At 72.9% G+C, this 25,404-nt stretch carries 25 protein-coding genes and 2 pseudogenes; 16 read left to right on the top strand and 11 right to left on the bottom strand.

Features of this window, described 5'->3' with window-relative positions; translation table 11 throughout:
- Nucleotides 1-80 precede the first annotated feature (80 nt).
- Nucleotides 81-389: an AzlD domain-containing protein gene (locus Prum_RS28655; protein ID WP_173079307.1), complete on the bottom strand. Its 309-nt coding sequence runs from the start codon at nucleotides 387-389 to the stop codon at nucleotides 81-83.
- A complete protein-coding gene (locus Prum_RS28650) occupies nucleotides 389-1,051 on the bottom strand; it encodes an AzlC family ABC transporter permease (RefSeq protein WP_173079306.1) in 663 nt (220 codons plus the stop codon). The genes Prum_RS28655 and Prum_RS28650 overlap by 1 nt, the downstream gene beginning before the upstream one ends.
- Before the next feature lie 55 nt (nucleotides 1,052-1,106).
- Here Prum_RS28650 and Prum_RS28645 point away from each other — a divergent pair, with 55 nt between their 5' ends.
- Nucleotides 1,107-1,667 carry a helix-turn-helix domain-containing protein gene (locus Prum_RS28645; RefSeq protein WP_173079305.1) on the top strand — a complete coding sequence of 187 codons (561 nt, stop codon included), beginning with the start codon at nucleotides 1,107-1,109 and terminating at the stop codon, nucleotides 1,665-1,667.
- On the opposite strand, the pseudogene Prum_RS28640 reads toward Prum_RS28645, so the two are convergent.
- From Prum_RS28640 to Prum_RS28630, 3 genes and pseudogenes are all read right to left on the bottom strand, one after another.
- Nucleotides 1,648-2,594 (bottom strand): annotated as a pseudogene (locus tag Prum_RS28640) (ABC transporter ATP-binding protein). The gene Prum_RS28645 and the pseudogene Prum_RS28640 overlap by 20 nt on opposite strands.
- Nucleotides 2,591-3,400, bottom strand: a complete 810-nt coding sequence (locus Prum_RS28635) for an ABC transporter permease (protein WP_173079304.1) — start codon at nucleotides 3,398-3,400, stop codon at nucleotides 2,591-2,593. The pseudogene Prum_RS28640 and the gene Prum_RS28635 overlap by 4 nt, the downstream one beginning before the upstream one ends.
- A complete protein-coding gene (locus Prum_RS28630; protein ID WP_308785384.1) occupies nucleotides 3,393-4,127 on the bottom strand; it encodes an ABC transporter permease in 735 nt (244 codons plus the stop codon). Before Prum_RS28630 ends, Prum_RS28635 begins: the two co-directional genes overlap by 8 nt.
- A 288-nt stretch (nucleotides 4,128-4,415) precedes the next feature.
- Here Prum_RS28630 and Prum_RS28625 point away from each other — a divergent pair, with 288 nt between their 5' ends.
- The 4 genes from Prum_RS28625 to Prum_RS28610 all read left to right on the top strand — a co-directional run bounded on the left by Prum_RS28625 (nucleotide 4,416) and on the right by Prum_RS28610 (nucleotide 8,389).
- Nucleotides 4,416-5,111 (top strand): hypothetical protein, encoded by a 696-nt coding sequence (locus tag Prum_RS28625; protein WP_173079302.1) that lies wholly within the window; start codon nucleotides 4,416-4,418, stop codon nucleotides 5,109-5,111.
- A 148-nt stretch (nucleotides 5,112-5,259) separates the two neighbouring features.
- Nucleotides 5,260-5,733, top strand: a complete 474-nt coding sequence (locus Prum_RS28620; protein ID WP_173079301.1) for a hypothetical protein — start codon at nucleotides 5,260-5,262, stop codon at nucleotides 5,731-5,733.
- Nucleotides 5,730-7,376, top strand: a complete 1,647-nt coding sequence (locus Prum_RS28615) for a WG repeat-containing protein (RefSeq protein ID WP_246278155.1) — start codon at nucleotides 5,730-5,732, stop codon at nucleotides 7,374-7,376. The genes Prum_RS28620 and Prum_RS28615 overlap by 4 nt, the downstream gene beginning before the upstream one ends.
- 14 nt (nucleotides 7,377-7,390) lie before the next feature.
- Complete coding sequence (locus tag Prum_RS28610; protein ID WP_173079300.1) at nucleotides 7,391-8,389, top strand: aldo/keto reductase family protein; 999 nt, start codon at nucleotides 7,391-7,393, stop codon at nucleotides 8,387-8,389.
- A gap of 58 nt (nucleotides 8,390-8,447) precedes the next feature.
- Here the strand turns inward: Prum_RS28610 and Prum_RS28605 are convergent, their stop codons facing one another.
- Entirely contained in the window at nucleotides 8,448-9,245 is a 798-nt protein-coding gene (locus Prum_RS28605) for a site-2 protease family protein (RefSeq protein WP_173079299.1), read from the bottom strand.
- Nucleotides 9,242-9,442 carry a hypothetical protein gene (locus Prum_RS28600; RefSeq protein ID WP_173079298.1) on the bottom strand — a complete coding sequence of 67 codons (201 nt, stop codon included), beginning with the start codon at nucleotides 9,440-9,442 and terminating at the stop codon, nucleotides 9,242-9,244. Before Prum_RS28600 ends, Prum_RS28605 begins: the two co-directional genes overlap by 4 nt.
- Nucleotides 9,443-9,527: 85 nt before the next feature.
- On the opposite strand from Prum_RS28600, the pseudogene Prum_RS28595 reads away from it, so the two are divergent.
- From Prum_RS28595 to Prum_RS28585, 3 genes and pseudogenes are all read left to right on the top strand, one after another.
- Nucleotides 9,528-11,162: pseudogene (locus Prum_RS28595) on the top strand (bifunctional adenosylcobinamide kinase/adenosylcobinamide-phosphate guanylyltransferase); the annotation flags it as partial.
- Between the two features lie 25 nt (nucleotides 11,163-11,187).
- Nucleotides 11,188-11,946 (top strand): adenosylcobinamide-GDP ribazoletransferase, encoded by a 759-nt coding sequence (locus tag Prum_RS28590; protein ID WP_173079296.1) that lies wholly within the window; start codon nucleotides 11,188-11,190, stop codon nucleotides 11,944-11,946.
- A gap of 22 nt (nucleotides 11,947-11,968) precedes the next feature.
- Nucleotides 11,969-12,904 carry a hypothetical protein gene (locus Prum_RS28585; protein WP_173079295.1) on the top strand — a complete coding sequence of 312 codons (936 nt, stop codon included), beginning with the start codon at nucleotides 11,969-11,971 and terminating at the stop codon, nucleotides 12,902-12,904.
- 536 nt (nucleotides 12,905-13,440) lie between these two features.
- Here the strand turns inward: Prum_RS28585 and gcvT are convergent.
- Nucleotides 13,441-14,535 carry a glycine cleavage system aminomethyltransferase GcvT gene (gcvT, locus tag Prum_RS28580; protein ID WP_173079294.1) on the bottom strand — a complete coding sequence of 365 codons (1,095 nt, stop codon included), beginning with the start codon at nucleotides 14,533-14,535 and terminating at the stop codon, nucleotides 13,441-13,443.
- An 82-nt stretch (nucleotides 14,536-14,617) separates the two neighbouring features.
- Here gcvT and Prum_RS28575 point away from each other — a divergent pair, with 82 nt between their 5' ends.
- Entirely contained in the window at nucleotides 14,618-16,168 is a 1,551-nt protein-coding gene (locus Prum_RS28575; protein ID WP_173079293.1) for a leucyl aminopeptidase, read from the top strand.
- On the opposite strand, the gene Prum_RS28570 is transcribed toward Prum_RS28575, so the two are convergent.
- Nucleotides 16,165-16,497 carry a hypothetical protein gene (locus Prum_RS28570; protein ID WP_173079292.1) on the bottom strand — a complete coding sequence of 111 codons (333 nt, stop codon included), beginning with the start codon at nucleotides 16,495-16,497 and terminating at the stop codon, nucleotides 16,165-16,167. The genes Prum_RS28575 and Prum_RS28570 overlap by 4 nt on opposite strands.
- A 132-nt stretch (nucleotides 16,498-16,629) precedes the next feature.
- On the opposite strand from Prum_RS28570, the gene lpdA reads away from it, so the two are divergent.
- The 3 genes from lpdA to Prum_RS28555 are packed head-to-tail and all read left to right on the top strand — an operon-like array spanning nucleotide 16,630 to nucleotide 20,675.
- Nucleotides 16,630-18,009, top strand: coding sequence for a dihydrolipoyl dehydrogenase (gene lpdA / locus Prum_RS28565; RefSeq protein WP_173079291.1), 1,380 nt, complete (start codon nucleotides 16,630-16,632; stop codon nucleotides 18,007-18,009).
- Nucleotides 18,010-18,045: 36 nt separating this feature from the next.
- Entirely contained in the window at nucleotides 18,046-19,770 is a 1,725-nt protein-coding gene (gene sucB, locus Prum_RS28560) for a 2-oxoglutarate dehydrogenase, E2 component, dihydrolipoamide succinyltransferase (protein ID WP_173079290.1), read from the top strand.
- Nucleotides 19,771-19,778: 8 nt separating this feature from the next.
- A complete protein-coding gene (locus Prum_RS28555; protein ID WP_173079289.1) occupies nucleotides 19,779-20,675 on the top strand; it encodes a TIGR01777 family oxidoreductase in 897 nt (298 codons plus the stop codon).
- 36 nt (nucleotides 20,676-20,711) lie between these two features.
- Here Prum_RS28555 and Prum_RS28550 read toward each other — a convergent pair whose 3' ends face one another.
- Nucleotides 20,712-21,104: an SCO5389 family protein gene (locus Prum_RS28550; protein ID WP_173079288.1), complete on the bottom strand. Its 393-nt coding sequence runs from the start codon at nucleotides 21,102-21,104 to the stop codon at nucleotides 20,712-20,714.
- A 14-nt stretch (nucleotides 21,105-21,118) separates the two neighbouring features.
- A complete protein-coding gene (locus Prum_RS28545) occupies nucleotides 21,119-22,075 on the bottom strand; it encodes an ATP-binding protein (RefSeq protein ID WP_173079287.1) in 957 nt (318 codons plus the stop codon).
- Nucleotides 22,076-22,153: 78 nt separating this feature from the next.
- On the opposite strand from Prum_RS28545, the gene Prum_RS28540 reads away from it, so the two are divergent.
- From Prum_RS28540 to lipB, 4 genes are all read left to right on the top strand, one after another.
- A complete protein-coding gene (locus tag Prum_RS28540; RefSeq protein ID WP_173079286.1) occupies nucleotides 22,154-23,926 on the top strand; it encodes a DUF6311 domain-containing protein in 1,773 nt (590 codons plus the stop codon).
- A gap of 130 nt (nucleotides 23,927-24,056) precedes the next feature.
- Complete coding sequence (locus tag Prum_RS28535; RefSeq protein ID WP_173079285.1) at nucleotides 24,057-24,215, top strand: hypothetical protein; 159 nt, start codon at nucleotides 24,057-24,059, stop codon at nucleotides 24,213-24,215.
- Nucleotides 24,215-24,424, top strand: a complete 210-nt coding sequence (locus Prum_RS28530; RefSeq protein WP_173079284.1) for a hypothetical protein — start codon at nucleotides 24,215-24,217, stop codon at nucleotides 24,422-24,424. Before Prum_RS28535 ends, Prum_RS28530 begins: the two co-directional genes overlap by 1 nt.
- Nucleotides 24,425-24,485: 61 nt before the next feature.
- Nucleotides 24,486-25,127: a lipoyl(octanoyl) transferase LipB gene (lipB, locus tag Prum_RS28525; protein WP_246278154.1), complete on the top strand. Its 642-nt coding sequence runs from the start codon at nucleotides 24,486-24,488 to the stop codon at nucleotides 25,125-25,127.
- The last annotated feature ends 277 nt before the right edge of the window (nucleotides 25,128-25,404 follow it).

The raw sequence follows: 25,404 nt of genomic DNA, 5'->3' as shown, positions 1-25,404 counted from the left end.
AGTGGTCCTTCGAGAGCATCGTGGTCCGCCCGGCGTCCCGGCCGCGCGGGACTTTTGTCCCCCGCGCTCGGGAACTGTGATCAGGGGACGCCGAGGGTGCGTAGCAGCGCGGCGGTCAGCGCGGCGGCGACCACCACGACCACGAACGGCGCCTTCAGCCAGGCCAGTACCGCGCCGACGGCCACGCCCAACGGCCGGGACACGCCGGCGAACCCGCCCGAGTCGGTCAGCGCGGCCGTCCCGGCCAGGGCCGCCAGCAGCGCCGCGGCCGCGAGCGGCAGGATCCGTTGCAGGGGCGCGGGCAGGTCGAGCCGGTCGCGCAGGACGACGCCCGCCAGCCGGAAGCCGAACGTCCCCACCGCCAGCGCCACAATCACCGCGATCAGCATCAGCGCCGCCACACCAGCAGGAGCCCGCCGAGCGCGAGCAGCACCGGCAGGCCGGCGGGCAGCAGCGGCGTGGTCAGTACGGCCAGCGCCGCCCCGCCCAGCGCGACGTTGCGGGTGTCCCGCTCGCGCAGCGACGGCAGCAGCAGCGCGATCAGGCCGGCCGGGAACGCCGCGTCCAGCCCCAGCGCGTCCGGGTCGCCGACCGAGCCGCCCAGCAGTACGCCCAGCACCGTCCCGACGTTCCAGGTCACGAAGAGCGTCCCGCCGGTCAGCCAGTACGCCCGGCGCCGCCCCGCGGGGTCCGACTGGGCCATGGTGAACGCCACCGACTCGTCGATCAGGATGTGGCTGCCGACCAGTTGGCGGCGCCAGCCCGTGCCGACCGCGTCGGCGACCGCCAGGCCGAACGGCAGGTGGCGGGCGTTCAGCAGCAGCCCGGCGAAGACCGCGGCGATGGGGTTGCCCGCCGTGACCAGGCCGACCGCCATGAACTGGGAGCCACCGGCGAAGACGATCAGGGACATGGTGATGACCGCCCACCCGGGTAGCCCGGAGGCGATCGCGATCGCGCCGAACGAGAGGCCGACGGCGAACGCGGCAAGGCCGATCGCCCCGACGTCGCGCACCAAGGCCCGGTCGGTCGTTCGCTCTGCCGTACGCATAGTTCAAAATAGTGAACACACGCACCCGTGTTCGTCAAGTCGAACGGATCGGACGATGGACCGAACAACGCCTCCGCTCGCCACAATCGCCGCCGCCCTGCGCCGCGAGCGGGAACGCGCCGGCATCTCGCTCACCGAGCTGGCCCGGCGGGCCGGCATCGCCAAGTCGACGCTCTCCCAACTGGAGGCCGGCAGCGGCAACCCCAGCGTGGAGACGCTCTGGTCGCTGGGCGTGGCGCTGGGCGTGCCGTTCAGCCGCCTGGTCGAGCCGCCCACGCCGGCGGTCCGGGTGATCCGCGCCGGCGAGGCCCCCGGCATCCGCTCCGAGCAGGCCGACTTCACCGGCATCCTGCTCTCGGTCGGCTCCCGGCACGCGCGGCGGGACATCTACCTCGTGGAGCTCGATCCGGGCTCGTCCCGCAAGGCGGAGGCGCACATCCCGGGCAGCGTGGAGCACATGATCGTGGCCCGCGGGCGGGTGCGCACAGGCCCGGCCGCCGAGCCGGTCGAGCTCCGTCCGGGCGACTACGCCGCCTTCCCCGGCGACGTGGAGCACGTGTACGAGGCGCTGGAACCGGACACGCTGGTCGTACTCGTCATGGAGCACCCGGACTGAGGTACAGCCGGGCCACGACCTCCTCGATGTCGGGCTCGACGATCGCGATGTCCCGCAGCCCCGGCAGGCCCGCCAGGCCCGCGATGACCTGCGCGGCCGAGCCGTCGATCGAGAAGACCAGGCGGCGCCCCTCGGCCTCGACGGTCGCTCCCGCGAACGACGACACCGGATCGTCCAGGTCGACCACCACCCGGCGGCGCGACCCGTACCGGGCGTGCAGCGCCTCGATGCTCCCGTCGTGCACCACCCGGCCGTGGTCGATCACGACGAGCCGCCGGCACAGCCGTTCGATGTCGGCCAGGTCGTGGGTGGTGAGCACGAGCGTGGTGTCACCGCGCCCGCCCAGTTCGGCCAGGAACGACCGCACCGCCTGCTTGCTCACCACGTCCAGGCCGATCGTCGGCTCGTCCAGGAAGAGCACCTCAGGGCCGTGCAGCAGCGCCGCGGTCAGCTCCCCGCGCATCCGCTGCCCGAGCGAGAGCTGCCGCACCGGCGTGTCCAGGAACTCGTCCAGGTCCAGCAGCGAGCGGCAGCGGCGCAGCCGGCCCGCGTGGTCGTCCGCGGGCACCCGGTAGATGTGCCGCAACAGGTCGAACGAGTCGCGCAGCGGCAGGTCCCACCACAGTTGGGAGCGCTGCCCGAAAACCACCCCGATCCGGCGCGCCAACCGGGTCCGCTGCGGCACCGGGGACAGCCCGCACACCCGCGCCTCGCCCGCCGAGGGCATCAGCACACCGGTGAGCATCTTGAGCGTGGTCGACTTGCCGGCGCCGTTCGGCCCGATGTAGCCGAGCATCTCGCCCCGCTCGACCCGCAGGTCCACGCCGTCGACCGCGGCGACCACCCGTTTCTCCCGGCGCAGCCGCCCCGCTTGATCCGGACCGTGAACTCCTTGCGCAGCCCGCGCGCCTCGATGACCACCGTCATGACCCCGTACTCCGGTAGTGCCTGATGCCGACCCGCCACACGGCGGCGGCCGCCGCCGCGGCGAGCACCGCGACGCCCGGCGCCACGTATCCCACCCAGGGCGGCAGGCCCAGCGGGTCGGTCCGGCCGAGCAGCGCCAGCGCCGGGTAGTAGGACACAAAGGCAAAGCCCAGGCCGTACGCGAAGAGGCGCCGAAACCATCCACTGTAGACAGTTATCGGGTACGTGGCGAAGTCCCGACCGCCGTAGGTGAAGGCGTTGCCGATCTCCCCCGTCTCCACCCACCAGAACGCGACGGCGGCGCTCGCCACGAAGATGGCGCCGAAGAAGACCACGCCGGCGAGCGGGGCGACCACGACGAGCACGGCCCGCGCGGGCGTCCAGTCGATGCCGGCGGCGCCCAGCGCGACCGCGTACACCGTGGCGCCGAAGATGGTCCGGGAGATCTTGCGCAGCGGCAGGTCCATGAGCAGCAGCTGCGGCAGCGCGCCGAGCGGCCGGACCAGGACCGCGTCGAGCAACCCGGTCCGCACGTACGTCTTGATCCGCTCGATGTTGCCGACCGCGAGGTCGGCGGCGGCGAAGGCGACGGCGGACATGCCCACGATGACCATCGCCTCGCGCAGCGTGAACCCGCCGAGCGTCCGGCTCACCCGGAAGAGCACGAGCACGGTCAGCACGTCCATGACCGTGGCGAACACGTTGCTGGCCAGGTCGATCACGAACGAGGCGCGGTAAGCCGCCTGGGCCCGCGCCTGGCCGCGCAGCAGCGCCAGGTACGGGCGGGGCACGTCACCCTCAGCCACCCTGGATCACCAGCTTGCGCTCGGCCCGGCGCTGCACCCACAGACAGGCGGAGATCAACAAAACCGCCCAGTACGCCTGCACCGCCACGAGCCCCACCTGCATCGCCGGCGGATCCCGCTCGACCAGCACGTCCAGCGGCGTCTGCAACAGACTCGGGAACGGCGTGGCCACCCACAGCGCGACGGCCAGCCAGTCCGGCATGAAGCGCAGCGGGAAGTAGAGCCCGGAGAGGACCCCGGAGCCCAGCACCCACGCGATCATCGGCCCGCGCGCGTCGGCCAGCCAGTACGCCACGGAGTTGACCAGGTACCGGCAGCCGAAGCAGGCCACCGTCGCGAGGACGGCGGACACGGCGAAGAGCGGCACCGTGAACCACCGGCCCGGCACGTACATGTCGAAGAAGAGCAGGCCGGTGACCACCGGTGGGACGAAGCGGGTGAGCACGGCGTGCCCGGCGCGGCCCAGGTCGGCGGCGAGGTAGCTGACCACCGGGTTGACCGGGCGCAGCAGGTCGCCGGCCACGTCACCGCTGCGGATCCGGTCCGCCAGCTCGCTCCACCCCCACAGCAGCACCACGGCGAGCAGCCCCTGGCCCGCCCATACGAACGTGGCGAGCTGCGCCCGGTCGTACCCGCCGGCGAGCCCGCGGCTGGCGGCCCCGGCGACCGCCAGGAGGACGTAGCACCGTAGGAAACCGAATACCGTGTTGGTGAACGCGCCGGCCACCGTCGCCTGCCGATAGGTGGCGTAACGGCGGAAACCTGATCCGGTTATGGCGGTAAATGTCCGAAAGCTGTCGACAACGTTTCGGCGTACGGGTGGTGGCGCAGTGGCGTTGACCAAGCCCACGCCGATACCCTCCTTCAGCGACCACGCTTCACCCAAGCCGGGAGACTGTACCCGGTGCGTGCGCCCGCCTAGCGATAGATTTTTCGACGAGGTGACATCGGCCGTGAGCGAAGCAAGAACAAGCTCCGGCCCGAGTGCGACCACCGAAGCGGGCGAGGCGGCGACGTGAGCGAAGATTTCATCGGCTATCGCCGGGGGCGGGAGGAGCCCTCGTGGGTCGACGAACCGACCGGCGAGTGGGAGGCCCTGCACCCGGGTCAGCGCTACCCCGGCGACACCGGCCAGCAGGCCGAAGACCAGTCGAACGGGCGGCGCCCGGCCGCGTCGGGCCGCGCCCCCGCCACCCCGTCCCGGGGCAGCGCCGGCGTCTACCCGGCTAGCGCCCGCCCGGCGCAGCAGCCCGCGCCGAAGCCGATCGCGCAGGACGGCCGGGGCGGTGTCGTGCAACCGCCCAGCGGCGGCGGGTCCATCCGGTGGTCGCCCACGCCCGCGCCCGGCCGCCGGCCAGGCGCCGCGCAACCGGGCCGCACGCCCGCCACACCCGCTCCTCCCGGTACGCCCGCCACCCCGCCGAGCCGGTCGGGCCGCGCCCGGGCCAGCGCCAGGACCGGCGTCCCGCGGCGGAGACCCGCGACGACCGCTGGGCCACCGGCGAACGGCGCGACGAGCGGTCGGAGCCCGGCCCTCAGCCGCGCTGGGATGATCGCCAAGAGTGGGGCGGCCAGCGCGGCGACACCCGCCCAGATTGGGACAGCCAGCGCGGCGACACCCGCCCGGACTGGGACAGCCAGCGTTCGGAGGGACAGCGCGGCGGCGGCGTCCGTGCGGACGGACCGCGCGAATGGGACAGTCCCCGCGTAGACGGCCGCCCGGACCGGGACGGCTCGCGGGAGTGGGACGCCCGGCCGGAATGGGACACCCGGCCGGAATGGGGTGCCGCGCCGGCGCAACCGGCCGCCGGCCAGGCCCCGCGGGGCAGGCCCAGCACAGCCAGGCGCCGCAGGGCCAAATGCCACAGGGACGGGCCCAGCAGGGCCAGGTGCCACAGGGCCAGACGCAGCAGGGCCAAGCGCCGCAGGGACGGGCCCAGCAAGGTCAGGCGCCACAGGGACGGGCCCAGCAGGGCCAGGCGCCGCAAGGGCGCACCCAGCCGGCCGCCGGGCGGGCCCAGCCGAGCCGGCCGCAGCAGCGGCTCATCGACGGCGACACGCAGCAGCTGGGCGGCCGCACCCAGCCGCCACCGGCCGCGGAGACCCGCACGCCACCGGCCGCGGAGACGCGCACGCCACCGCCCCGGATCGTGGAGAGCCGCACGGCGCCGCCCCGGGTCGTCGAGCCGTCCCGGCCGGCCGAAGCGCCGTACCCGGAACAGCCGAGCCCGCTGCGCTGGGTGCCGCCGGCCGGCCGCGGCGGCCCGCCGCCCCGGAGACCGACCACCACGCCCTGGAGTCCGGCGCGGAACCCGGCTGGTTCGCGAAAATGACGCCCACCTCGCCGGCCGCCCCGGCGCCGGTCTCGCCAGCCGTGCCGGTGTCGCCGGCGGCGTCGCTGGACGCGCCGGTCTCCGCGCCCCCGGTGAGCGCGCCACCCTTTACCGAGCCGCCGGAGGCCGACACGCAGCCGCTGGGCGAACGCCAGGCCACCGGCGAGCCGGCGGACGAGCCCGTCGCCGCGGCCAGCCCCGACACGGTGCTGCCGGCGCCCGCCGGCCCGGCCGCGGGGGCGGCCACCGCGCTCGGGGCGCCCACGATGCTCGCCCCGATCGTCCGGCGCGACGCCGCGGAGCCGCCCGAGACCGCGGATCCGGCCGAGCCGGCGGCGCCGGACCCGGAGCAGGTGCTGTCGTCGTACCAGTGGCGGTTCCACCACGAGACGCTGCGCGAGCTGGTCGAAGACCCGGACGAGCTGCGCGAGATCCGGGACCGGCTGACCGAGAAGCTGGAGACGGCCAGCGACAACCGTGCGCGGGCCCGGCTGCTGAGCCTGCGCGCGGTGGTCTCCCGGATCCTCGGCGACCTCGGCAAGGCCCTCTCGGACGCCAAGCTGGCCGTGACCCACGCCGAGGCGACCGGCGAGCTGCGCCGGATCGCGATCGCCCAGGCCCGGCTGGCGCACGTGCTCCAGTGGCGGGGCGACTTCGCCGAGGCCGACCGGCTCTTCGAGGAGGCCAACTCCTCCGAGCTGCCCGACCGGCTGCGCGCCACCATGCACGAGCACGCCGGCCGGTCCTGCTACGACCAGGGCCGGTACATGGAGGCGTGCAACCACTTCGAGCGCGCGCTGGAGCTGCGCAAGGTCGAGGACCCGGACCTCATCGCCCGCACCGAGCTGGCGCTGGACGCGGTGTTCAACAAGGTCGCCCAGAACGGCATGGGCCCGTACCCGCGTACCAAGGACGAGATCCTGCAGATCCACCGGCCGCCGGCCCCGGCGTTCAGCGACCGGGTCCAGCGCTGGGGGTACGCGGGCGCGGAGGGCACGTTCGTGGTGCCGCCCGACTACGCCGACGTGCAGCCGTTCCGCGACCGGGTGGCCTGGGTACGCCGGCCGGAGGCGCAGACCTGGGAGCTGATCGACGAGGCGGGCCAGCAGCTCATCACCGCGTCGGCCGGGTACTTCGGCGTGGGCTCGTTCTCCGACGGGCTGGCCTGGGTGTCCCGGGACGGCACCGGCAACTGGATCGCGATCGACAAGAGCGGCCGCATCGTGATCCCGAACGGCTTCGACGACGTACGGCCGTTCCGGCGGGGCATCGCGGCCGTGCGTAAGGGCGGCTGGGGCGCGGTCGACAAGACCGGCCGGGTGGTGCTGCCGACCCGCTTCTCCGGCTTCGCGACCGCCCTGACCGACGGCCGGTACGTCGACGGGTTCACCGACGAGGGACTGGCCATTGTGGACGGTGGTGGCCGGAAGGGCGTGGTGGACCGGACCGGGCGGATGATCGTCCCGCCGGTGCACCCGGCCGTGGTGATCCACCCGGTGGCGTTCCTGGTCGGCAACGGCACCGGCCAGTGGGGCGCGCTGGACCGCCGTGGTGAGCCGCTGATCGACCCGGTGCACCCGAGCCGCGGCGATGTGATGGACGAGATAGACCGGCTCCTCGCCGACACCAAGCCGGTGCTGTAGATAGGTTGGGGCTCATGGAGTTCCGACACCTTGGCCGTTCCGGCATGCTGGTCAGCGAGATCTCGTACGGAAACTGGATCACCCACGGCTCCCAGGTCGAGGAGGACGCCGCGCTCGCCTGCGTGCGCGCCGCCCTCGATGTGGGCATCACCACATTCGACACCGCCGACGTGTACGCCGCCACGCGCGCGGAGGCCGTACTCGGGCGTGCCCTGAAGGGCGAGCGCCGCGAGGGGCTGGAGATCTTCACGAAGGTCTACTGGCCGACCGGCCCCGGCCCGAACGACCGCAGCCTGTCCCGCAAGCACATCATGGAGTCGATCAACGGCTCGCTGCGCCGGCTACAGACCGACTACGTCGACCTCTACCAGGCCCACCGGTACGACGTGAGCACGCCGCTGGAAGAGACGATGGAGGCGTTCGCGGACGTCGTGCACTCGGGCAAGGCGCACTACATCGGCGTCTCCGAGTGGCGGGCCTCGGAGATCCGCGCCGCGCACGCGCTCGCCCGCGAACTGCGCATCCCCCTGATCTCCAACCAGCCGCAGTACTCGATCCTGTGGCGGGTCATCGAGGCCGAGGTGGTGCCGGCCAGCGAGGAGCTCGGCCTCGGCCAGATCGTCTGGTCGCCGATCGCGCAGGGCGTGCTGACCGGCAAGTACCTGCCGGGCCAGCCGCCGCCGGAGGGCTCGCGGGCCACCGACGAGAAGTCCGGCGCCAACTTCATCCAGCGGTTCATGACCGACGAGGTGCTGTCCACCGTGCAGCGCCTCAAGCCACTGGCCGAGCAGGCCGGGCTGACCATGGCCCAGCTCGCGGTCGCCTGGGTGCTGCAAAACCCGAACGTCTCCTCGGCGATCGTCGGCGCGACCCGCCCCGACCAGGTACGCGACAACGCGGCGGCCGCCGGCGTGAAGCTCGACGCCGGCCTCCTCAAGGCCATCGACGAAATCGTCGAACCCATCGTCGAACGCGACCCCGCCAAGACCGTCAGCCCATCTCACCGCCCGTAGGTGCAAGGAAGGGCCCCTTGTTATCGCTTTTTGCATAACAAGGGGCCCTTCCTTGCACCTAGCCCGCGCCCTGCCAGAAGCGGATCAGGTTGAAGCCCTCGGAGTACAGCCACTCGGGCAACCCCAACGCATCCCCGACCGCGAACACCGCCGAGAAGAACCACCCAGAGATCTGCCGATTCCACAACAGCGCGAAGAGCAGGATGAAGCCGTACGGGGCGAGGATGTCGTACCCGCGGCGCCACTGCGGCGACAGCCACGGCTGGATCATGTTGCCGCCGTCCAGCCCTGGCACCGGGAGCAGGTTGAGCACGCTCGCGGTCAGTTGGAGGAACGCCAGCAGCGCCACGCCCGCCCAGAACTCCTCGTGCGCGAACACCTCCACGCCCACCGCGAACGGCACCACGAGCAGCACCGCGAAGAGCACGTTGGTCGCCGGGCCGGCCAGGCTGACCAGGGTGTGCCGCAGCCGACCGGGGATCTCGTGCCGGTCCACCCACACCGCGCCGCCGGGCAGGCCGATGCCGCCGAGCAGGACGACCACCACCGGCAGCACGATCGACAGCAGCGGGTGGCTGTACTTGAGCGGGTTCAGCGTCAGGTAGCCGCGGTGCGCCACGCCCCGGTCGCCCGCGCGGAAGGCGACGATCGCGTGCGCGTACTCGTGCAGGCACAGCGACACCAGCCAGCCGGACACGACGAAGAGGAAGACGTCGAACCGGACGTTGCCGAACTCGACCCACGCCATCCAGCCGCTGGTGACGAAGAGCGCCACCAGGCACAGGAAGACCACGCTCGGCCGGAACGCCTCCCGCGGGACGCCCGCCACCAGGTCGCTCCGGCGGTCGGAGCTCATTCCGCGCTCGGCAACAGGCTCATCTTGTATTCCACCCGGTCGTCCTCGGCCAGTGCCACCGAGGTCACGCCGGCCGCGGCCAGCTCGCGCCAGATCTGGCCGATCCAGGACTCGGCGTCGGCCTGACTCCCGAACTGCTCGGCTGGCCCGGCCACCGCACGCCCGTCAGTGCCCTCATAGCGCCAGCTCCACGGCATATCGCACTCCCCACTCACACCGGACAACGCTCGCCAGCCTAGTGCCCCACCCACCCCGCCCAGCCGGCCGATCTAAGGTACGAGCATGTCCGTTGAGGGTTGGCGTACGGCACTGGTGCTCGGTGGCATCCGGTCCGGCAAGTCGGAGTTCGCCGAGAGCCTGGTGGCCCGGGAGAAGGTTGTCCGGTATGTCGCGACCGCGACCATCGACCCCACCGACGCCGAGTGGGCCGAACGGATCGCCGAGCACCAGGAGCGCCGGCTCGACGGCTGGGTCACCGAGGAGATCGGCGCCGACCCGGACCGGCTGGTCGAGCTGATCGCCAGCGCGGGCGCGGACGAGACGCTGCTGGTCGACGACCTGGGCGGCTGGGTGAGCGCGACGCTCGAGGCGGGCGCCGGGGCCGCCGACCTCGCGCCGGCCGTCCGGGACTGCGCGGCCCGCCTGGTGATCGTGAGCTCCGAGGTCGGCCTCTCGCTCGTGCCGACCACCAAGGTGGGGCGGGCCTTCACCGACGCGCTCGGCGCGGCCAACCGGGCCGTGGCCGAGGCCAGCGACGCCGTCGTGCTGGTCCTCGCCGGCCAGCCCAGCTGGCTCAAGCTCACCGCGGCGACCGAACGCCCGCAGCCGACGCCGGAGGTCTTCACCCCCACGGTCGAGACGCCGGTACCGCCACCGCCGATGCCGCCCGCGGACGCCCTCAGCGCGCCCACCATGACGCTGCCCATGGTCGCCACCGGCCTCGTCATCCAGCCGGGGATGGACCTGCCGATGCCGGACGAGCACGCCGGACCGCAGGCCACCGAACGGCTCGGCACGCTCGACTTCGCCGGCGCCGGACTCGGGGCGCTGGACCAGGTAGTCGCCTTCGCCGCCGCCACCCAAGGGTCCCCCTCTCCGCTGCCGTGGACCACCATCCGCGTACTCCTGCTGCATGGTGACCACGACGGCGGTGCGGCGGCCGGCGTGGCGCCCGGTGAGTCGGGCCGGCGGGCCGATCAGGCCCGGTCGGGAGACGGCGCGCTCGCGCGCCTCGCGGCGGCCGCCGGCGCCAGCCTGCAGGTGGTGGACGCGCCGACCGCGGCGCCGATCGAGCTCGGACCCGCGCTCACGGTCGACGCCGTGGAGGCCGCGCTGCGGTACGGCTGGCGCCTCGCCGAGGAGGCCGTGGACAGCGGCGTGGACCTGATCGTGCTCGGGGCGTGCGGCGCGGGCACCGAGGCGGCCGCGGCGGCCGTGCTCGCGGCGGCCAGCGGCGCCGAACCGGCCGCCGTGCTCGGCCGGGTCGTGTCGCCGGGCGGGCGGGTCGACGACGCGGCCTGGATGACCCGCTGCGCCACCGTCCGGGACGCGCTGCACCGCACCCGGGACAGCCAGCGCAGCGCCAAGGACGTGCTCGCCGAGCTGGGCGGCGGCGACATCGCGATCGCGGCCGGCGTGCTGCTCGGCGCCACGGCCCGCCGTACGCCGGTGCTGCTCGACGGCCCGGTGGGCGTCGCGGCCGGCCTGGTCAGCCGCGATCTCGCCGGCCAGGCGCGGCACTGGTGCCTGCTGCCCGACCACGGTGGCCACCCCGCCGTGAAGCTCGCCGCCGACGTGCTCGGCCTCACCCCGCTGCTGGACCTGCGGCTCGACCTGGGCGAGGGCGCCACGTCGCTGGCCGCGCTGCCGCTGCTGCGGGCCGCGCTGAGCCTCGCCGGCACGTTGCCGGAGCACCCGCTCGCGCCGGAGCCCGCCATCGACGGTGCTCAGTAGCGGCCTGCGGTTGGCGGTGACCACGTTCACGGTGGTGCCGCTGCGGGCAGGCCGGGTCGACCGAGCCGCCGCCGGGGTGGCGATGTCGGTGGCGGCCGGCGTGGGCGGAGCGCTCGGCGCCGTACTGGCCGGCGCGCTGCTCGCGCTCGACGCCGCGGGTGCCCCGGCGCTCGTCGCCGGCGCGGTCACCGTGGCGCTCGGCGCGCTGCTCACCCGCGGCCTGCACCTCGACGGGCTGGCCGACACCGCGGACGGGCTCGGCTCGTACCGCTCCGGCGAGGCCGCCCTGGCGATCATGAAGCGGCCGGACGTGGGGCCGTTCGGCGTGGCGGCGCTCGTCCTCGCCCTCCTGATCCAGGCCGCGGCCCTCGCCGCGCTCCCCGGCCGGCCATGGCCGGCGACCCTCGCCACGGTCGTCACCGCCACCGCCGCCGGCCGCCTCGCGGCATCCTGGGCGTGCCGGCGCGGGGTGCCCGCCGCACGCCCCGAGGGCCTCGGCGCGCTCGTCGCCGGGACGGTCGGGCCGCTCCCGCTCCTCGTCGCGACGGCCGCCGTCGTGGCCGTGGCCGCCGCCGCGGTCCCGGGCCGCGCGTGGCAAGGGCCGGTCGCCGTCCTCGTGTCCCTCGCCGCCGCGCTGCTTCTCGTGCGCCACGTGGTACGCCGATTCGGCGGCGTCACGGGCGACGTGCTCGGCGCGGCCATCGAAGTCACCGCGACACTGGCGTACGTGGGACTGTCGTTCGGCTGATCGGGGAGTAGCCTGCGTAGGCGTGGCAGAGCCCGACGACGCGTTGATCCTGCCCGTGCCCGAGGCGGTGTCGGCCACCTACCTGGTGCCCACCTCGACCCCGCCCGACGACCCGAGCACCCTGGCCGACGTGGCCGCCCGGGCGCTCGACGGCCTCGTGACGGGTACGGCGCGTGACCTGGCCCGGCAGATGCTTGCCGGCCCACTGATGACCATCGATACCCGCGAGGTGGCCGACCTGCCGGCGCTGCCGCTCGACCTGCTGTCCGCGTTCGGCGCCAGCGACGAGCAGGTCAACCGGGTGGGCGACGCGACCCACGTGATCACCGTCGGAGCCGGCTTCCGGCCCGGCTGGCCGCCCGCCCACGAGTGGAGCGCCCGCGCCGTCGCCGCCGCCCTCGGGCACACGCTCGGCGCCGACCTGATCGATGGGTTCCAGACCCAGGTGCTGACCGTCGACGCCGCGCTGCGCTCGCTGCCCGACGCCGAGGGCCGGGTACGGCTGACCGACTGGATCCTCATCCCGTACTCGCCGGGCGACACGGTCGCCGACGGAATGTGGTTCACCACGAAGGGGCTGGGCCGCTTCGGGCTGCTGGAGCTCCAGACGCACGAGGTGCCGCCGCACCTGACCCGGGGCTGGGGCGCGACGCTGACCGGCGTGGCGAGGCGGCTCCTGCGCACCTGGAGCGACGCCCTGGACGGGCCCGGCGAGCCGGCCTTCCTGCCGTTCCCGGCGACCGTGACGGTGACCGGGCACGACATCGCGATGGCGTACGGCGCCCCCGCCGAACGCGGCTCCGACCGCGCCGCCGAGCTGTCGCTGGCCCTGGACCCGTCCACCAACCCGGACGCCGACTCGTTCCTGACCGTGGCACCCCCGGAGTACTACCGCGGCCCCGCGAGCGACTACTACACCCGCGTCTGCGCCACCCTCTTCGCCGAACCCGTCCGCTAGCTCCCCTCCAAGGCTTGCCCATCGGCGCTCGCGCTCCCCGATCACGGGCTTGCCCGTCGAGGGCTTGCCCGTCGAGGGCTTGCCCGTCGGCGCTCGCGCTCGCCGATCAAGGGCTTGCCCGTCGATCAAGGGTGAATGGCCGTGCTTTGATCTCTAAACCACGACCGTTTGCCCTTGATCGACGCGAAAGTCCTTGATCGGCGTAGCTGGCCGGACGCGCAAAGCGCGCCCCCGCTCGCAGGACGCACGCAGGCGCGCAAGCGCGCAAGGAGGACGCGCGCGAAGCGGCGGGTGGATGGCCCGGACGCGACCACCGGCCCGCCCGCCCTCGGCCCGCCCTCGCGCCTGCGCGCCCTCGCGCCTGCGCGCGCCGATCAAGGGAAACACCCGCGATCAAGGGCAAACGGTCGCGGATCGGAGATCAAACCACGGCCGTTCGCCCTTGATCGACGGGCAAGCCCTTGATCGGCGAGCGCGAGTACGAGCGGGCAGGCCGCGCGCGGGTCGAGGGCGGGGAGGGCGAGGGTGGGGAGGGGCTAGCGGACTTGGGGTTTTACGAAGGGGGGTTTGACGACGCGCATCGTGGAGCGGCGGCCGCGTACGTCGACCTCGACCGTGGCGCCGTCTTCCAGGCCGGCCGCGGTGTCCAGCAACGCCAGCGCGATGCCCACCTTCCGGGTCGGCGAGAACGTACCGCTGGTCACCTCGCCGACCGGGGCGCCCTCGGACAGCACGGTCATGTGTGCGCGCGGGATGCCGCGGTCGAGCGCCTCCAGGCCGCGGAGCGTACGGCGGGGGCCGGCGGCCTTCTCGGCGAGCAGCGCGTCCCGCCCCCAGAACGCGGGCTTGTTCCACCCGACCGCCCAGCCGACCCGGGCCTGCACGGGGGTCACCGCCAAGGACAGGTCCTGACCGTGCAGGGCGTACCCCATCTCGGTGCGCAACGTGTCGCGGGCGCCGAGGCCGCAGGCGCGGATGCCGAAGGCGGCGCCGGCGGCGAAAAGCCGATCCCACACATCGACGGCCAGCGAGGCCGGTACGACCAGTTCGTACCCGTGTTCGCCGGTGTACCCGGTGCGGCACACCACGACGCCGTCGACGGTGACGAAGCTCATGTAGTCGTGCGCGCTGGGCAGGTCGACGGCGCGGAGGACGTCTGTCGAGCGCGGCCCCTGGACGGCCAGTACGGCGTACCCCTCGTGCTCGTTGGTGACCGTGACCGGCGGCGGCGCCGCGGCCTGGAGGCGGCGGACGACCTCGGCGGTGTTGGCCGCGTTGGGGATGAGGAAGACGTGGTCGTCGCTGTGCAGGTACGCGATGATGTCGTCGATCGTGCCGCCGCTGGCCTCGTCGCAGCAGAGCGTGTACTGCGCCTGCCCGGGTCCGATGCGGCGCAGGTCGTTGGTGAGGCAGGAGTTGACGAAGTCCGCCGCGCCGGGCCCGGTCACGCGCGCCTTGCCGAGGTGCGACACGTCGAAGACGCCGACCGCCTCGCGCACCGCCGCGTGCTCCTTGAGTACCCCGCCGCCGGCGTACTCCAGCGGCATCTCCCAGCCGCCGAAGGCGGCGAACTTGGCGCCCAGACCGGCGTGCCGCTCGTGCAGCGGCGAGCGCCGCAGCTCTCCTGTCATGGGTGGCAACTTACCCAAGGTTCACAGTGTGGTTAGCATCGGCGGGACACCAGCCAGCGTCGACACCAGCCGGAGCCGCCGAGTGACCTCCCCTATTCCGACCCTGAGTCTGGTCGACACCGATCCCGCGGAGCTGGCGGTCGATGCCATCGTGATCGGCGTACATAGTCTGAACGGCGACGACGGGGCAGGCGGTCTCCTCCTGGCGAGCGGCGCGGAGAGCATCGTGGCCGCGTTCGACGGCCGGCTGACCGGCACGCTGGCGCTCCTCGGCGCCACCGGCGCGCCGGGCGAGGTGACCAAGCTGGCGACGCTCGGCACGATCACCGCGCCGGTGGTGGCCGCGGTCGGGCTGGGCCCGGAGCCGACCGGTGCCGCCCCGCCGCCGGAGACGTTGCGGCGGGCGAGCGGCGCGGTGGTGCGGGCGCTGGCGGGTGCCGGCACGGTGGCGCTGAGCCTGCCGCTGCCGGATGACGAGGACGCCCCGGCGGCGTTGCGCGCGGTGGCCGAGGGCGCGCTGTTGGGCGCGTACCGGTTCGCGGGCTACAAGACCAAGCCGCAGCCGGGCCGGCGGGCGCCGGTGGGCGCGGTGACCGTGCACGTGCCGGACGCCGCGGACGCCGCCGCGCAGGCGGAGATCGTGCGGGCCGGCGTGGTGGCGGCGGCGGTCGCGCTGACCCGGGACTGGGTCAACACCCCGCCGAACGAGTTGCGCCCGCCGCAGTTCGCGGACGCGGTCGCGGACGCCGCGCGCGAGGCCGGGCTGGACGTCGAGGTGCTGGACGAGGAGGCGCTGCGCGAGGGCGGGTACGGCGGCATCCTCGCCGTCGGGCTCGGGTCGGCGGCGCCGCCCCGGATGGTGCGGCTGTCGTACACGCCGCCGTCGTTCGAGAAGCGGGTCGCGCTCGTCGGCAAGGGCATCACGTTCGACACCGGCGGGTTCTCCATCAAGCCGGCGCAGGGCATGTGGGAGATGAAGTCCGATATGGCCGGCGCGGCGGCGGTCACCGCCACGATGCTCGCGGTCGCCGCGTTGAGGCCGGCCGTCGCGGTGACCGCGTACGTCCCGATGGCGGAGAACATGGCCTCGGCGACGGCGTACCGGCCGGGCGACGTGGTGACCATGCGCAACGGCAAGCGGGTCGAGGTGCTCAACACCGACGCCGAGGGCCGGATGATCCTCGGCGACGCGATGGCCCGCGCGTGCGAGGACGGGTGCGACTACCTGCTGGAGACGTCGACGCTGACCGGCGGGCAGGTGGTGGCGCTGGGCAAGCGGGTCGCCGGGGTGATGGGCACGGCCGAGCTGTGCGAGCGGGTCAAGGCGGCCGGCGAGGAGGTCGGCGAGCCGGCGTGGCCGATGCCGCTGCCGGAGGACGTACGCAAGGGCATGGACTCGGACGTCGCCGACATCTCGCAGGTCAACGCGGGCATGGACCGGGCCGGCCACATGCTGCAGGGCGGCGTGTTCCTGCGCGAGTTCGTGGCCGACGACGTGCCGTGGGCGCACATCGACATCGCCGGGCCCAGCTACCACTCCGGCGAGCCGACCGGCTACTGGACCAAGGGCGGCACCGGCGTGCCGGTGCGTACCCTCCTCGCGATGATCGACGACATCGCGGCGGCGGGTTAGAGCGGGCCGCCAGCGGCCTTCTTGCGGCGCTCGTTGTAGTCGCGCATCCGCTGCGGATAGCCCACCAGCGCCACGTCGTAGATCGGGATGGCGAGCCGGTGGGCGAACCGCCGCGCGCCCTCCGGGCTGTCGACGCGCCGCCGGGTCCACTCGCCGTCGTGGGCGATCAGCAGGACGGTCGTCTCGGTCACCGTCGTCCGCGGCTCGATGAACGCCTCGACCCCGCGACGCGAACGGACAAACTCCTCAAGATGGTCGAGATCGGCACGATTCGCCGAACGATGACCGGGCGCGCCTCCGGGCTCCTTGCGCCGACGAAACCAGGCCACCGAACAGTCTCCCTTCCATCGAATGCGGCAAGCGTACTTCTGGAGGACGTGGCGTTGGGCACCTCAGTTACGCGGGCTATCTCCACAAGTGACAAGATGGCCGAGGGTTTCTAGCGGATCGGGAGACTGCATATGAGCGGCGAGACCTTCGACGTGGTGATCCTCGGAGGCGGCAGCGGCGGCTACGCCACCGCGCTGCGAGCCGCACAACTAGACCTTTCGGTCGTCCTCATCGAAAAGGACAAGCTGGGCGGGACGTGCCTGCACCGCGGCTGCATCCCCACCAAGGCGCTGCTGCACGCCGGTGAGGTCGCCGACCAGACCCGCGAGTCCGAGGCGTTCGGCATCAAGGCCGAGCTGATCGGCATCGACATGGCCGGCGTCAACGCGTACAAGGACGGCGTGGTCGCCAAGCTCTACAAGGGTCTGCAGGGCCTCGTCAAGAGCGCGAAGATCACGTACGTCGAGGGCCACGGCCGCCTCGTCGCGCCCAACACCGTCGAGGTCGACGGCCAGCGGTACGTCGGGCGCAACGTCGTGCTCGCCACCGGGTCGTACTCGCGGACCCTGCCCGGCCTGGAGCTGGACGGCACGCGGGTGATCTCCAGCGAGCACGCGCTCAACCTGGACCGGGTCCCCGCCTCCGCGATCGTGCTGGGCGGCGGCGTCATCGGCGTCGAGTTCGCCAGCGCGTGGAAGTCCCTCGGCACCGACGTCACGATCATCGAGGCGCTTCCCCGCCTGGTGGCCGCCGAGGACGAAGAGGTCTCCAAGGCGGTCGAGCGGGCGTTCCGCAAGCGCGGCATCGGCTTCAAGACCGGCAAGCCGTTCGAGAAGGTGGAGCACACCGACGCCGGCGTCCGCGTGACGATCGCCGGGGGCGAGACGATCGAGGCCGAGCTCCTTCTCGTCGCCGTCGGGCGCGGTCCGACGACCGCCGATATCGGGTACGAGGAGCAGGGCATCGCGATGGAACGCGGCTTCGTCCTGACCGACGAGCGGCTGCGCACCAACGTTCCCCACGTCTTCGCGGTCGGCGACATCGTGCCCGGCCTCCAGCTCGCCCACCGCGGCTTCCAGCAGGGCATCTTCGTGGCCGAGGAGATCGCCGGCAAGCACCCGGCGCCCATCGACGAGGCGGGCATCCCGCGGGTCACCTACTCCGACCCCGAGGTCGCCTCCATGGGCCTGACCGAGGCGAAGGCCAAGGAGCAGTACGGCGCCGACAAGGTGCAGTCGTACAACTACAACCTGGGCGGCAACGGCAAGAGCCAGATCCTGCGCACCCAGGGCTTCATCAAGCTTGTACGGGTGGCGGACGGCCCCGTCGTCGGCGTACACATGGTCGGCGCCCGGGTCGGTGAGCTGATCGGCGAGGCTCAGCTCATCTACAACTGGGAGGCGTACCCGGCCGAGGTCGCCCAGCTCGTCCACGCCCACCCGACGCAGAACGAGGCGCTCGGCGAGGCTCACCTCGCCCTCGCGGGCAAGCCCCTGCACGCGCACGCCTGACCCACAGTTACCGCGGAGCCATAAGGAGTTCGGAAGATGCCGGTATCGGTCCCCATGCCCCGGCTGGGCGAGAGCGTCACCGAGGGCACCGTCACCCGCTGGCTGAAGCAGGAGGGCGACCGGGTCGAGGTCGACGAGCCGCTGGTCGAGGTCTCCACCGACAAGGTCGACACGGAGATCCCGTCGCCCGCGGCCGGCGTGCTGACCCGGATCGTGGTGCATGAGGACGAGACCGCGGAGGTCGGCAGCGAGCTTGCCGTGATCTCCGGTGAGGAGGAGGGCTCCCCCGCCCCCGCTCCCTCGACCGAGCAGCCCTCGGCCGCCGCCGAGGAGGAGCCCGCTCCCGCGCAGGCCGAGGCGGCCCCGCCGGCCGCGCAGCCCACCGACCAGGACGAGGTGCCCGCGCAGGCGCCGGCCGCCACCGGCGGCACCACCGTGGTACGGATGCCGGCGCTCGGCGAGAGCGTCACCGAGGGCACCGTCACCCGCTGGCTCAAGCAGGTCGGCGAGAGCGTCGAGCTCGACGAGCCGCTGCTGGAGGTCTCCACCGACAAGGTCGACACGGAGATCCCCTCGCCGGCCGCCGGCACGATCCTGGAGATCAAGGTCGCCCAGGACGAGACTACCGACGTCGGCGCCGAGCTGGCCGTGATCGGCTCGACGGGGGCCGCACCGGCCGCCGCGCCCGCGCCGGCACCCGCTCCAGCCGCGGCACCCGCTCCTGCTCCCACGCCCGCCCCGGCACAGCCCGCGGCGCCCGCCGCGGAAAGGCCCGCTCCCGCTCCCGCTCCCGCGGCCGCGCAGGCCAACGGCGGGGACGGCGCGTACGTGACCCCGCTGGTCCGCAAGCTGGCGAGCGAGCACGGCGTCGACCTGTCGGCGCTCAACGGCACCGGCGTCGGCGGCCGCATCCGCAAGCAGGACGTGCTGGAGGCCGCCGAGAAGGCCAAGGCGGCCGCCGCCGCGCCCGCTCCGGCGCCGGCCCAGCCGCAGGCCGCCGCGGCACCCGCGCCCGCCAAGGCCGAGCCGAGCCCGCTGCGTGGCCGTACCGAGAAGCTGACCCGTACCCGGATCTCGATCGCCAAGCGGATGTTCGAGTCGCTGCAGACCTCCGCGCAGCTCACCACCGTGGTCGAGGTCGACGTCACGAAGATCGCCCGGCTGCGCCAGCAGGCCAAGGCGAACTTCCAGGCGCAGCACGGCGTGAAGCTGTCGTTCCTGCCGTTCTTCGCGGTGGCGGCGGTCGAGGCGCTGCGCCGGTACCCAATCGTCAACGCCTCGCTCGACCTGGACGCCGGCACGGTGACGTACCCGGAGGGCGAGCACCTGGGCATCGCGGTCGACACCGAGCGCGGGCTGCTGGTGCCGGTGATCCGGGACGCCAGCGACCTCAACCTCGCGGGCCTGGCCCGGCGGATCGCCGACCTGGCCGAGCGCACCCGCACCAACAAGATCAGCCCGGACGAGATCTCCGGCGCGACCTTCACGCTCACCAACACGGGCAGCCGCGGCGCCCTCTTCGACACGCCCATCGTGCCGAAGCCGCAGTCGGCGATCCTCGGCACGGGCGCGGTGGTCAAGCGGGCGATCGTGGTCGACGACCCCGACCTCGGCGAGGTCATCACCCCGCGCTCGATGGCGTACCTGGCGCTCTCCTACGACCACCGCATCATCGACGGCGCCGACGCGGCGCGCTTCCTGGCGGCGGTCAAGGAGCGCCTGGAAGCCGGCCACTTCGAAGCGGACCTGGGCCTGGCGTAGCCCCGACCGTGCGAATACTCGTCTCGGGGGCGTCCGGGTTCCTCGGAACCCGGCTTACCAAACGGCTTGCCGAGGGTGGGCATGAGGTCTCGCGGCTCGTGCGGAGGGACGCGCGCGGAGCCGCGGAGATCTCGTGGGATCCCGCGGCGGGGCGGCTCGACCCGGCCGCGGTCGCGCCGTTCGACGCGGTGGTCAACCTCAGCGGCGCGAACGTCGGCGGCTGGCGCTGGACGACCCGTTACAAAGAGGTGCTCCGCGCCAGCCGCGTCGACACGACCGGCACGCTCGCCAGGACCCTGGCCGCGCTGCCCGCGGACGCCCGACCGCGGGTGCTGATCAGCTCCAGCGGCATCAACTGGTACGGCGAGACCGGCGACCGCGTCGCCGACGAGCACTCCCCGCCCGGTGCGGGCTTCCTCGCCGACCTGTGCAAGGTCTGGGAGGCGGCCACCCAGCCGGCACGGGACGCGGGCGTACGCGTGGTCCTGATGCGCAGCGGCCAGGCGATGCACAAGTCCGGCGGCTACCTCAAGCCGCAGATGCTGCCGTTCCGGCTCGCCCTCGGCGGCAAGCTCGGCAACGGCCGGCAGTGGATGCCGTGGATCTCCATGGAGGACTGGCTGGCCGCGGTCGAGTTCCTGCTGGAGCGCGACGACATCGCCGGGCCGGTCAACGTCGTGTCCCCGGATTCGGTGACCAACGCGGAGTTCACCAAGGCGTTCGGTGCGGCCCTGCACCGGCCGACCGTCATGCCGATCCCGGCCTTCGCGCTGCGGGTCGCGCTCGGCGGGCTGAGCGTCGAGGCGCTGGCCAGCGTCCGCGCCAGGCCCGGAGTGCTCATCGACGCCGGCTTCGCCTGGCGCTACCCCGACGTCCGGGAAGCCTTGGCCGCCGCGGTGCGGTAGGGGCACCTCGTCCGCGAGATGCCCCCGTTTTGCGCCTCAGCAGTCGCGCAGTTCGGGCGACTGGTTGCGGATCTGCGCCACCGGCGAGATGAACTCCTGGTACGTCGTGCCGCCGACCGCGGACAGCCTGAAGGCGGCCACCCGGTGGCAGTTCTGGAACGCGAGCTTCACGCCGAAGTGCCGCTCCAGGCCACCCCGGATCGCGTCGCTGGCGAGCGCCCGCAACAGTTGGCCGCGCTCCTTCTCGCTGGGCGGCGGCACGGCGTGGTCGGCGAACTCCCCGTCCGACGCCGCCGATCGGGCGGCCACGTCGGACACGATCGCCCAGGCGTACGGCAGGGACTCGCGCACGCAGGCGACGAACTCGGCGTCGTCGATCTGGCCGCTCTCGGCGCGCTCCAGCAAGGCGGCGGGTACGTCGAGGGACATGAGACTCCTTTGGGTCAGTGGACCATTAGCTGTGGCCCGAGGACGAAATCCGGGTCGACCTGGCCGGCGAGGTCCTCACCGGTCTTGTCGTTGGCCCAGGCGGTCGCGTTGCGCAGGTGAAACTCCACCGCCTGCCGGGTGTAGGTGGCCCAGTCCTTGGCACAAGCATCGACGGCTGTACGCATCGTGTCCAGGGCTTCACGGTTAGCTACTTCGAGCGCGGACAGCGGTTGGGGGCGCCCCCGCTCGGCCGCCTTCACGTACGCCGACCGGCCGAGCCAGGTCAGCAGGTCCGCACCGACGTGCGCGCGCAGGAAGTCCACATCGGACTCGTCGTCCACCTTGTTGCCCACCACGTGCACGCGTACGCCGAAGTCGCGCGCGTAGCCGACGTACTGCCGGTAGACGCCGACGCTGCGCAGCGTCGGCTCGCAGACCAGGAACGTCGCGTCGAAGCGGGTGAACAGCCCCGACGCGAACGAGTCGGCGCCCGCGGTCATGTCCACCACGACGTACTCCCCGGGGCCGTCGACCATGTGGTTGAGCAGCAGCTCCACCGCGCCGACCTTGGAGTGGTAGCAGGCCACGCCGAGGTCCTCGGTCGCGAACGGCCCGGTCACCGCGAGCCGGATCCCGCCGACCTCCCGCACCAGCGCGTCGTAGACCGGGTTGGCCCCGGCGACGGTCAGCAGCCGAGATCCGCGCCCGGGTGGCGTGGTCTTGACCATCGCCTTCGCCGAGGAGATCCGCGGGTTGGTGCCGCGCAGGTACTCCTTGATGTTGGCCAGCTGGTCGCCCAGCGCCGGCAGCAGCACCGCCTCGTCCTCCGGCACGCCGAGCGCCGCGGCCAGATGCTGGTTGATGTCCGCGTCGATGGCGAGCAGCGGCGCGGTGCCGGCCAGATGGCGGGCGAAGAGGGCGGCCAGCGTGGTCTTGCCGCTGCCACCCTTCCCGACTAGAGCGATCTTCATACCTAGGATTGGATGTCATTTCCAATAACCATGCAAGCACTTTCGGGCGTGTCGGTCTGAATTGGTAGGGTGCGGCGCGTGACCCTGACCTCGCCCGTGGCCACCGCGCCCCCCGTTGTGGAGTCTCGGCGGCGCCGGCCGGACGTCGTCGTCGCGCTCGTCGCGCTGGGCCTGGCCGTCCTGGTCACCGGCGGCCTGTGGGCCGACCCCAACCGGGGCGCGATCACGGTCAACTCCAGCGACCAGGCGTTCTTCGAGTGGCTGCTGACGTACGGGGCGCACGCGGTCACCCACGGGGAGAACCCGCTCTTCACGTACCTGATCAACGTGCCCGACGGGGTGAACCTCGCGGTCAACACCTCGATCACCGTGTACGCCGTGGTGTTCGCCCCGCTCACCCTGCTGGCCGGGCCACAGTGGTCGTTCCTGGTCATCCTGACCCTCAACCTGGCCGCCACCGCGTACGCCTGGTACCTGCTGATGTCCCGCGGCTTCCGGCTGGGCCCGGTCGCGGCGGCGGTGGGCGGGCTGTTCTGCGGCTTCGCGCCCGGCATGGTGTCGCACGCCAACGCCCACCTCAACTGGACCGCCGGCTGGCTCGTGCCGCTGGTCGTATGGCGGGTGTTCGCGCTACGCGGCCCGGACCGGTGGCTGCGCAACGGCCTGATCCTCGGCGTACTGGTCGCCATGGCGTTCTCCATCGCCGCCGAAGGGCTCTTCTTCACCGCGCTCGCGTGCGGCGCCTTCCTCGGCGTGTGGGCCCTGTCGCAGCGGGACGAGGCCCGGGCGGCGCTGCCCGCGTTCTGGCGCGGGCTGGCGGTCACCGCCGCGGTCGCGCTCGCGCTCCTGTCGTACCCCTTGTGGTTGCATTTTTTCGGGCCGCAGCGCTTTCACGGCACCGGTTTCGACCCGACGGTCCACAACGAGGATCTCGCGGCGTTCGGCGCCTTTCCGGACCGGTCGCTGGCCGGCGCGGCCGGCCTGGGCACGAACCTGGCGCCCAACCCGACCGAGGAGAACTCCTTCTTCGGCGTTCCGCTGCTGATCCTGGCCGTGGCCTGCTTCGTGCTGCTATGGCGTGGCGCCTCCGTGGCGCGGCGGGCCACGCTGCGCGCGCTGGCCATCACCGCCGGCGTGTTCTTCGTGCTGTCGCTCGGGCCGAAGCTCAAGGTGTTCGAGCAGCACACCGAGATCCCCCTGCCGTACCAGCTGCTGGGCGGGCTGCCGGTCTTCAACGCCGCGCTGCCGGCCCGGTTGGCGCTCGTGGTGATCCCCCTGATCGGCCTGCTGCTGGCGTACGCGCTGGACGCCCTGCCGTCCCGCCGGCTGGGGGTGGCCTTTGCGGTCGCTCTGCTCCCCCTCGTCCCCGTGCCGCTGCACACCACGGTGTACGAGCCGATCCCGCGGTTCTTCACCTCCGGCACGTGGCGGCAGTACGTCACCGAGGGCGGTGTCCTGGCACCCGTGCCGCCCACCTCCGACGTGCTGCCCGACGGCCAGCGCTGGCAGACGTACGCGCTGTCGCACGGGCAGGGCGAATTCGCGATCCCGGCCGGGTTCTTCCTCGGCCCGGGCGGCCCGGACGGCAAGGGGCGCATCGGCCCGGTCCCGCGCCCGTCCGCCGAGCTGCTCTTCCAGGTGGCCCAGACCGGGCAGGTCCCGCCGATCACCGACGCCGACCGCGCGGCCGCGCGGGAGGACCTGCGCTACTGGAACGCCCAGGTGGTGGTGCTCGCCGACCAGGTGCACGGGGCCAAGTTCGCGGTCGACCAACCGGCCCTGCTGCGCGCCACGACCGAGCTGCTCGGCCCGCCCGTACGCGTCGACGACGTGTGGCTCTGGCGCGGCTAAGTCGACCGTGTCGCCCGGCGACACGCCGACCAACTCCTTGATCGCGGTCGCCGGGGCAGCCGGATGCCACCTCCCCATGTCAGCCTGTCAGTAGACAGACGGCGAGGGGAGGTCGTCCACAGTGGACCAGGTGAAGAACGACGACGAATTCAAGCGAATCGCGCTTCACCAACTGATCGAGAAGGACCGGCAGATGATCACAAAGTACGAGGAGGGCATGGCGCACTATCACCAACGCATCGAGACGTCGCAGTATGAGATCGGACGGCTAGACGAAAGGTTGGGCTGATGGCGTCCTGGGAGCAGGTGCGCGAGCACCTCAAGCAGATCGAAGACTTCCTCGTTGCCGACCGCGACGGTGAGATCGCCGAGGCAGAGCGGGAGGCGGCCGCAGCCGCTTCCCGGGGCGACGAGTGGTGGCGCAAGTTCTACGAGGACCGACTTGGCCGGCTCAAGGGGCACCGGTTTAGTTGGGAGACGGAGCGGGACACCGCCTGACGGATGACGTGACCATCGACACGGGGCGTGGACCGACCGGTACGGGTTTACGCTGGTTGGCGTGACTAAGGCACTGACACGGCTGCAAGCGCGGTACCTCGGGCGCATCGACTACCTGGCGGCGTGGGACGAGCAGCGGCGGCTACACGCGGCGGTGGTCGCGGGCGACGAGCCCGACACCGTGCTCCTGCTGGAGCACCCGAGCGTCTACACCGCCGGCAAGCGCACCGAGCCGTGGGACCGCCCCGTCGACGGCACCCCCGTGATCGACGTCGACCGCGGCGGCAAGATCACCTGGCACGGGCCCGGCCAGATCGTCGGCTACCCGATCGTCAAGCTGCCCGACCCGATCGACGTCGTGGCGTACGTGCGCCGCACCGAGCAGCTCCTCATCGACGTGTGCGCCGAGTTCGGCCTCGCCACCACCCGCATCGACGGGCGCAGCGGGGCCTGGATCCCCGCCGACGACCGCGGCCCCGACCGCAAGGTGGGCGCGATCGGCATCCGGGTGTCGCAGGGCGTGACCCAGCACGGCTTCGCCCTGAACTGCGACAACGACCTGTCGGTGTACGACCGGATCGTCCCGTGCGGCATCCGCGACGCCAGCGTCACCTCGATCAGCGCCGAACTGGGCCGGCCCGTCACCATCACCGACGCCCTGCCGGTCGTCGAGCGCCACCTGGAGACCCTGCTCACACCGTAACGGCCCACGGGTGAGGGCTGTCCGCCTCCGCCCCACGCACGGACCCCACGCCCCACACGTCGCCGCGCCCTTCGCCGCCGCGCCCCCGCTCGCCGCCGCCCCGCTCGCCGCCGCCCCCGCTCGCCGCCGCGCCCCCGCGCGTCGATCAAGGACTATCCCGCCGATCAAGGACGAACGGCCGCGCTTTGATCTCCAAACCACGACCATTTGCCCTTGATCGACGCAGAAGCCCTTGATCGACGCACGCCCCGCACAGCGCGCGGCACCACACACCGCC

Source organism: Phytohabitans rumicis, assembly GCF_011764445.1.
In the GTDB taxonomy this organism is placed as follows: domain Bacteria; phylum Actinomycetota; class Actinomycetes; order Mycobacteriales; family Micromonosporaceae; genus Phytohabitans; species Phytohabitans rumicis.
This window is presented reverse-complemented; position numbering and strand designations above follow the sequence as displayed.

Coding starts and splice junctions, on each gene's coding strand:
- Prum_RS28655 (WP_173079307.1), bottom strand. CDS start 389: ATGCTGATCGCGGTGATTGTGGCGCTGGCGGTGGGGACGTTCGGCTTC.
- Prum_RS28650 (WP_173079306.1), bottom strand. CDS start 1,051: ATGCGTACGGCAGAGCGAACGACCGACCGGGCCTTGGTGCGCGACGTC.
- Prum_RS28645 (WP_173079305.1), top strand. CDS start 1,107: ATGGACCGAACAACGCCTCCGCTCGCCACAATCGCCGCCGCCCTGCGC.
- Prum_RS28620 (WP_173079301.1), top strand. CDS start 5,260: ATGCCACAGGGACGGGCCCAGCAGGGCCAGGTGCCACAGGGCCAGACG.
- Prum_RS28615 (WP_246278155.1), top strand. CDS start 5,730: ATGACGCCCACCTCGCCGGCCGCCCCGGCGCCGGTCTCGCCAGCCGTG.
- Prum_RS28610 (WP_173079300.1), top strand. CDS start 7,391: ATGGAGTTCCGACACCTTGGCCGTTCCGGCATGCTGGTCAGCGAGATC.
- Prum_RS28605 (WP_173079299.1), bottom strand. CDS start 9,245: ATGAGCTCCGACCGCCGGAGCGACCTGGTGGCGGGCGTCCCGCGGGAG.
- Prum_RS28600 (WP_173079298.1), bottom strand. CDS start 9,442: ATGCCGTGGAGCTGGCGCTATGAGGGCACTGACGGGCGTGCGGTGGCC.
- gcvT (WP_173079294.1), bottom strand. CDS start 14,535: ATGACAGGAGAGCTGCGGCGCTCGCCGCTGCACGAGCGGCACGCCGGT.
- lpdA (WP_173079291.1), top strand. CDS start 16,630: ATGAGCGGCGAGACCTTCGACGTGGTGATCCTCGGAGGCGGCAGCGGC.
- sucB (WP_173079290.1), top strand. CDS start 18,046: ATGCCGGTATCGGTCCCCATGCCCCGGCTGGGCGAGAGCGTCACCGAG.
- Prum_RS28550 (WP_173079288.1), bottom strand. CDS start 21,104: ATGTCCCTCGACGTACCCGCCGCCTTGCTGGAGCGCGCCGAGAGCGGC.
- Prum_RS28545 (WP_173079287.1), bottom strand. CDS start 22,075: ATGAAGATCGCTCTAGTCGGGAAGGGTGGCAGCGGCAAGACCACGCTG.
- Prum_RS28530 (WP_173079284.1), top strand. CDS start 24,215: ATGGCGTCCTGGGAGCAGGTGCGCGAGCACCTCAAGCAGATCGAAGAC.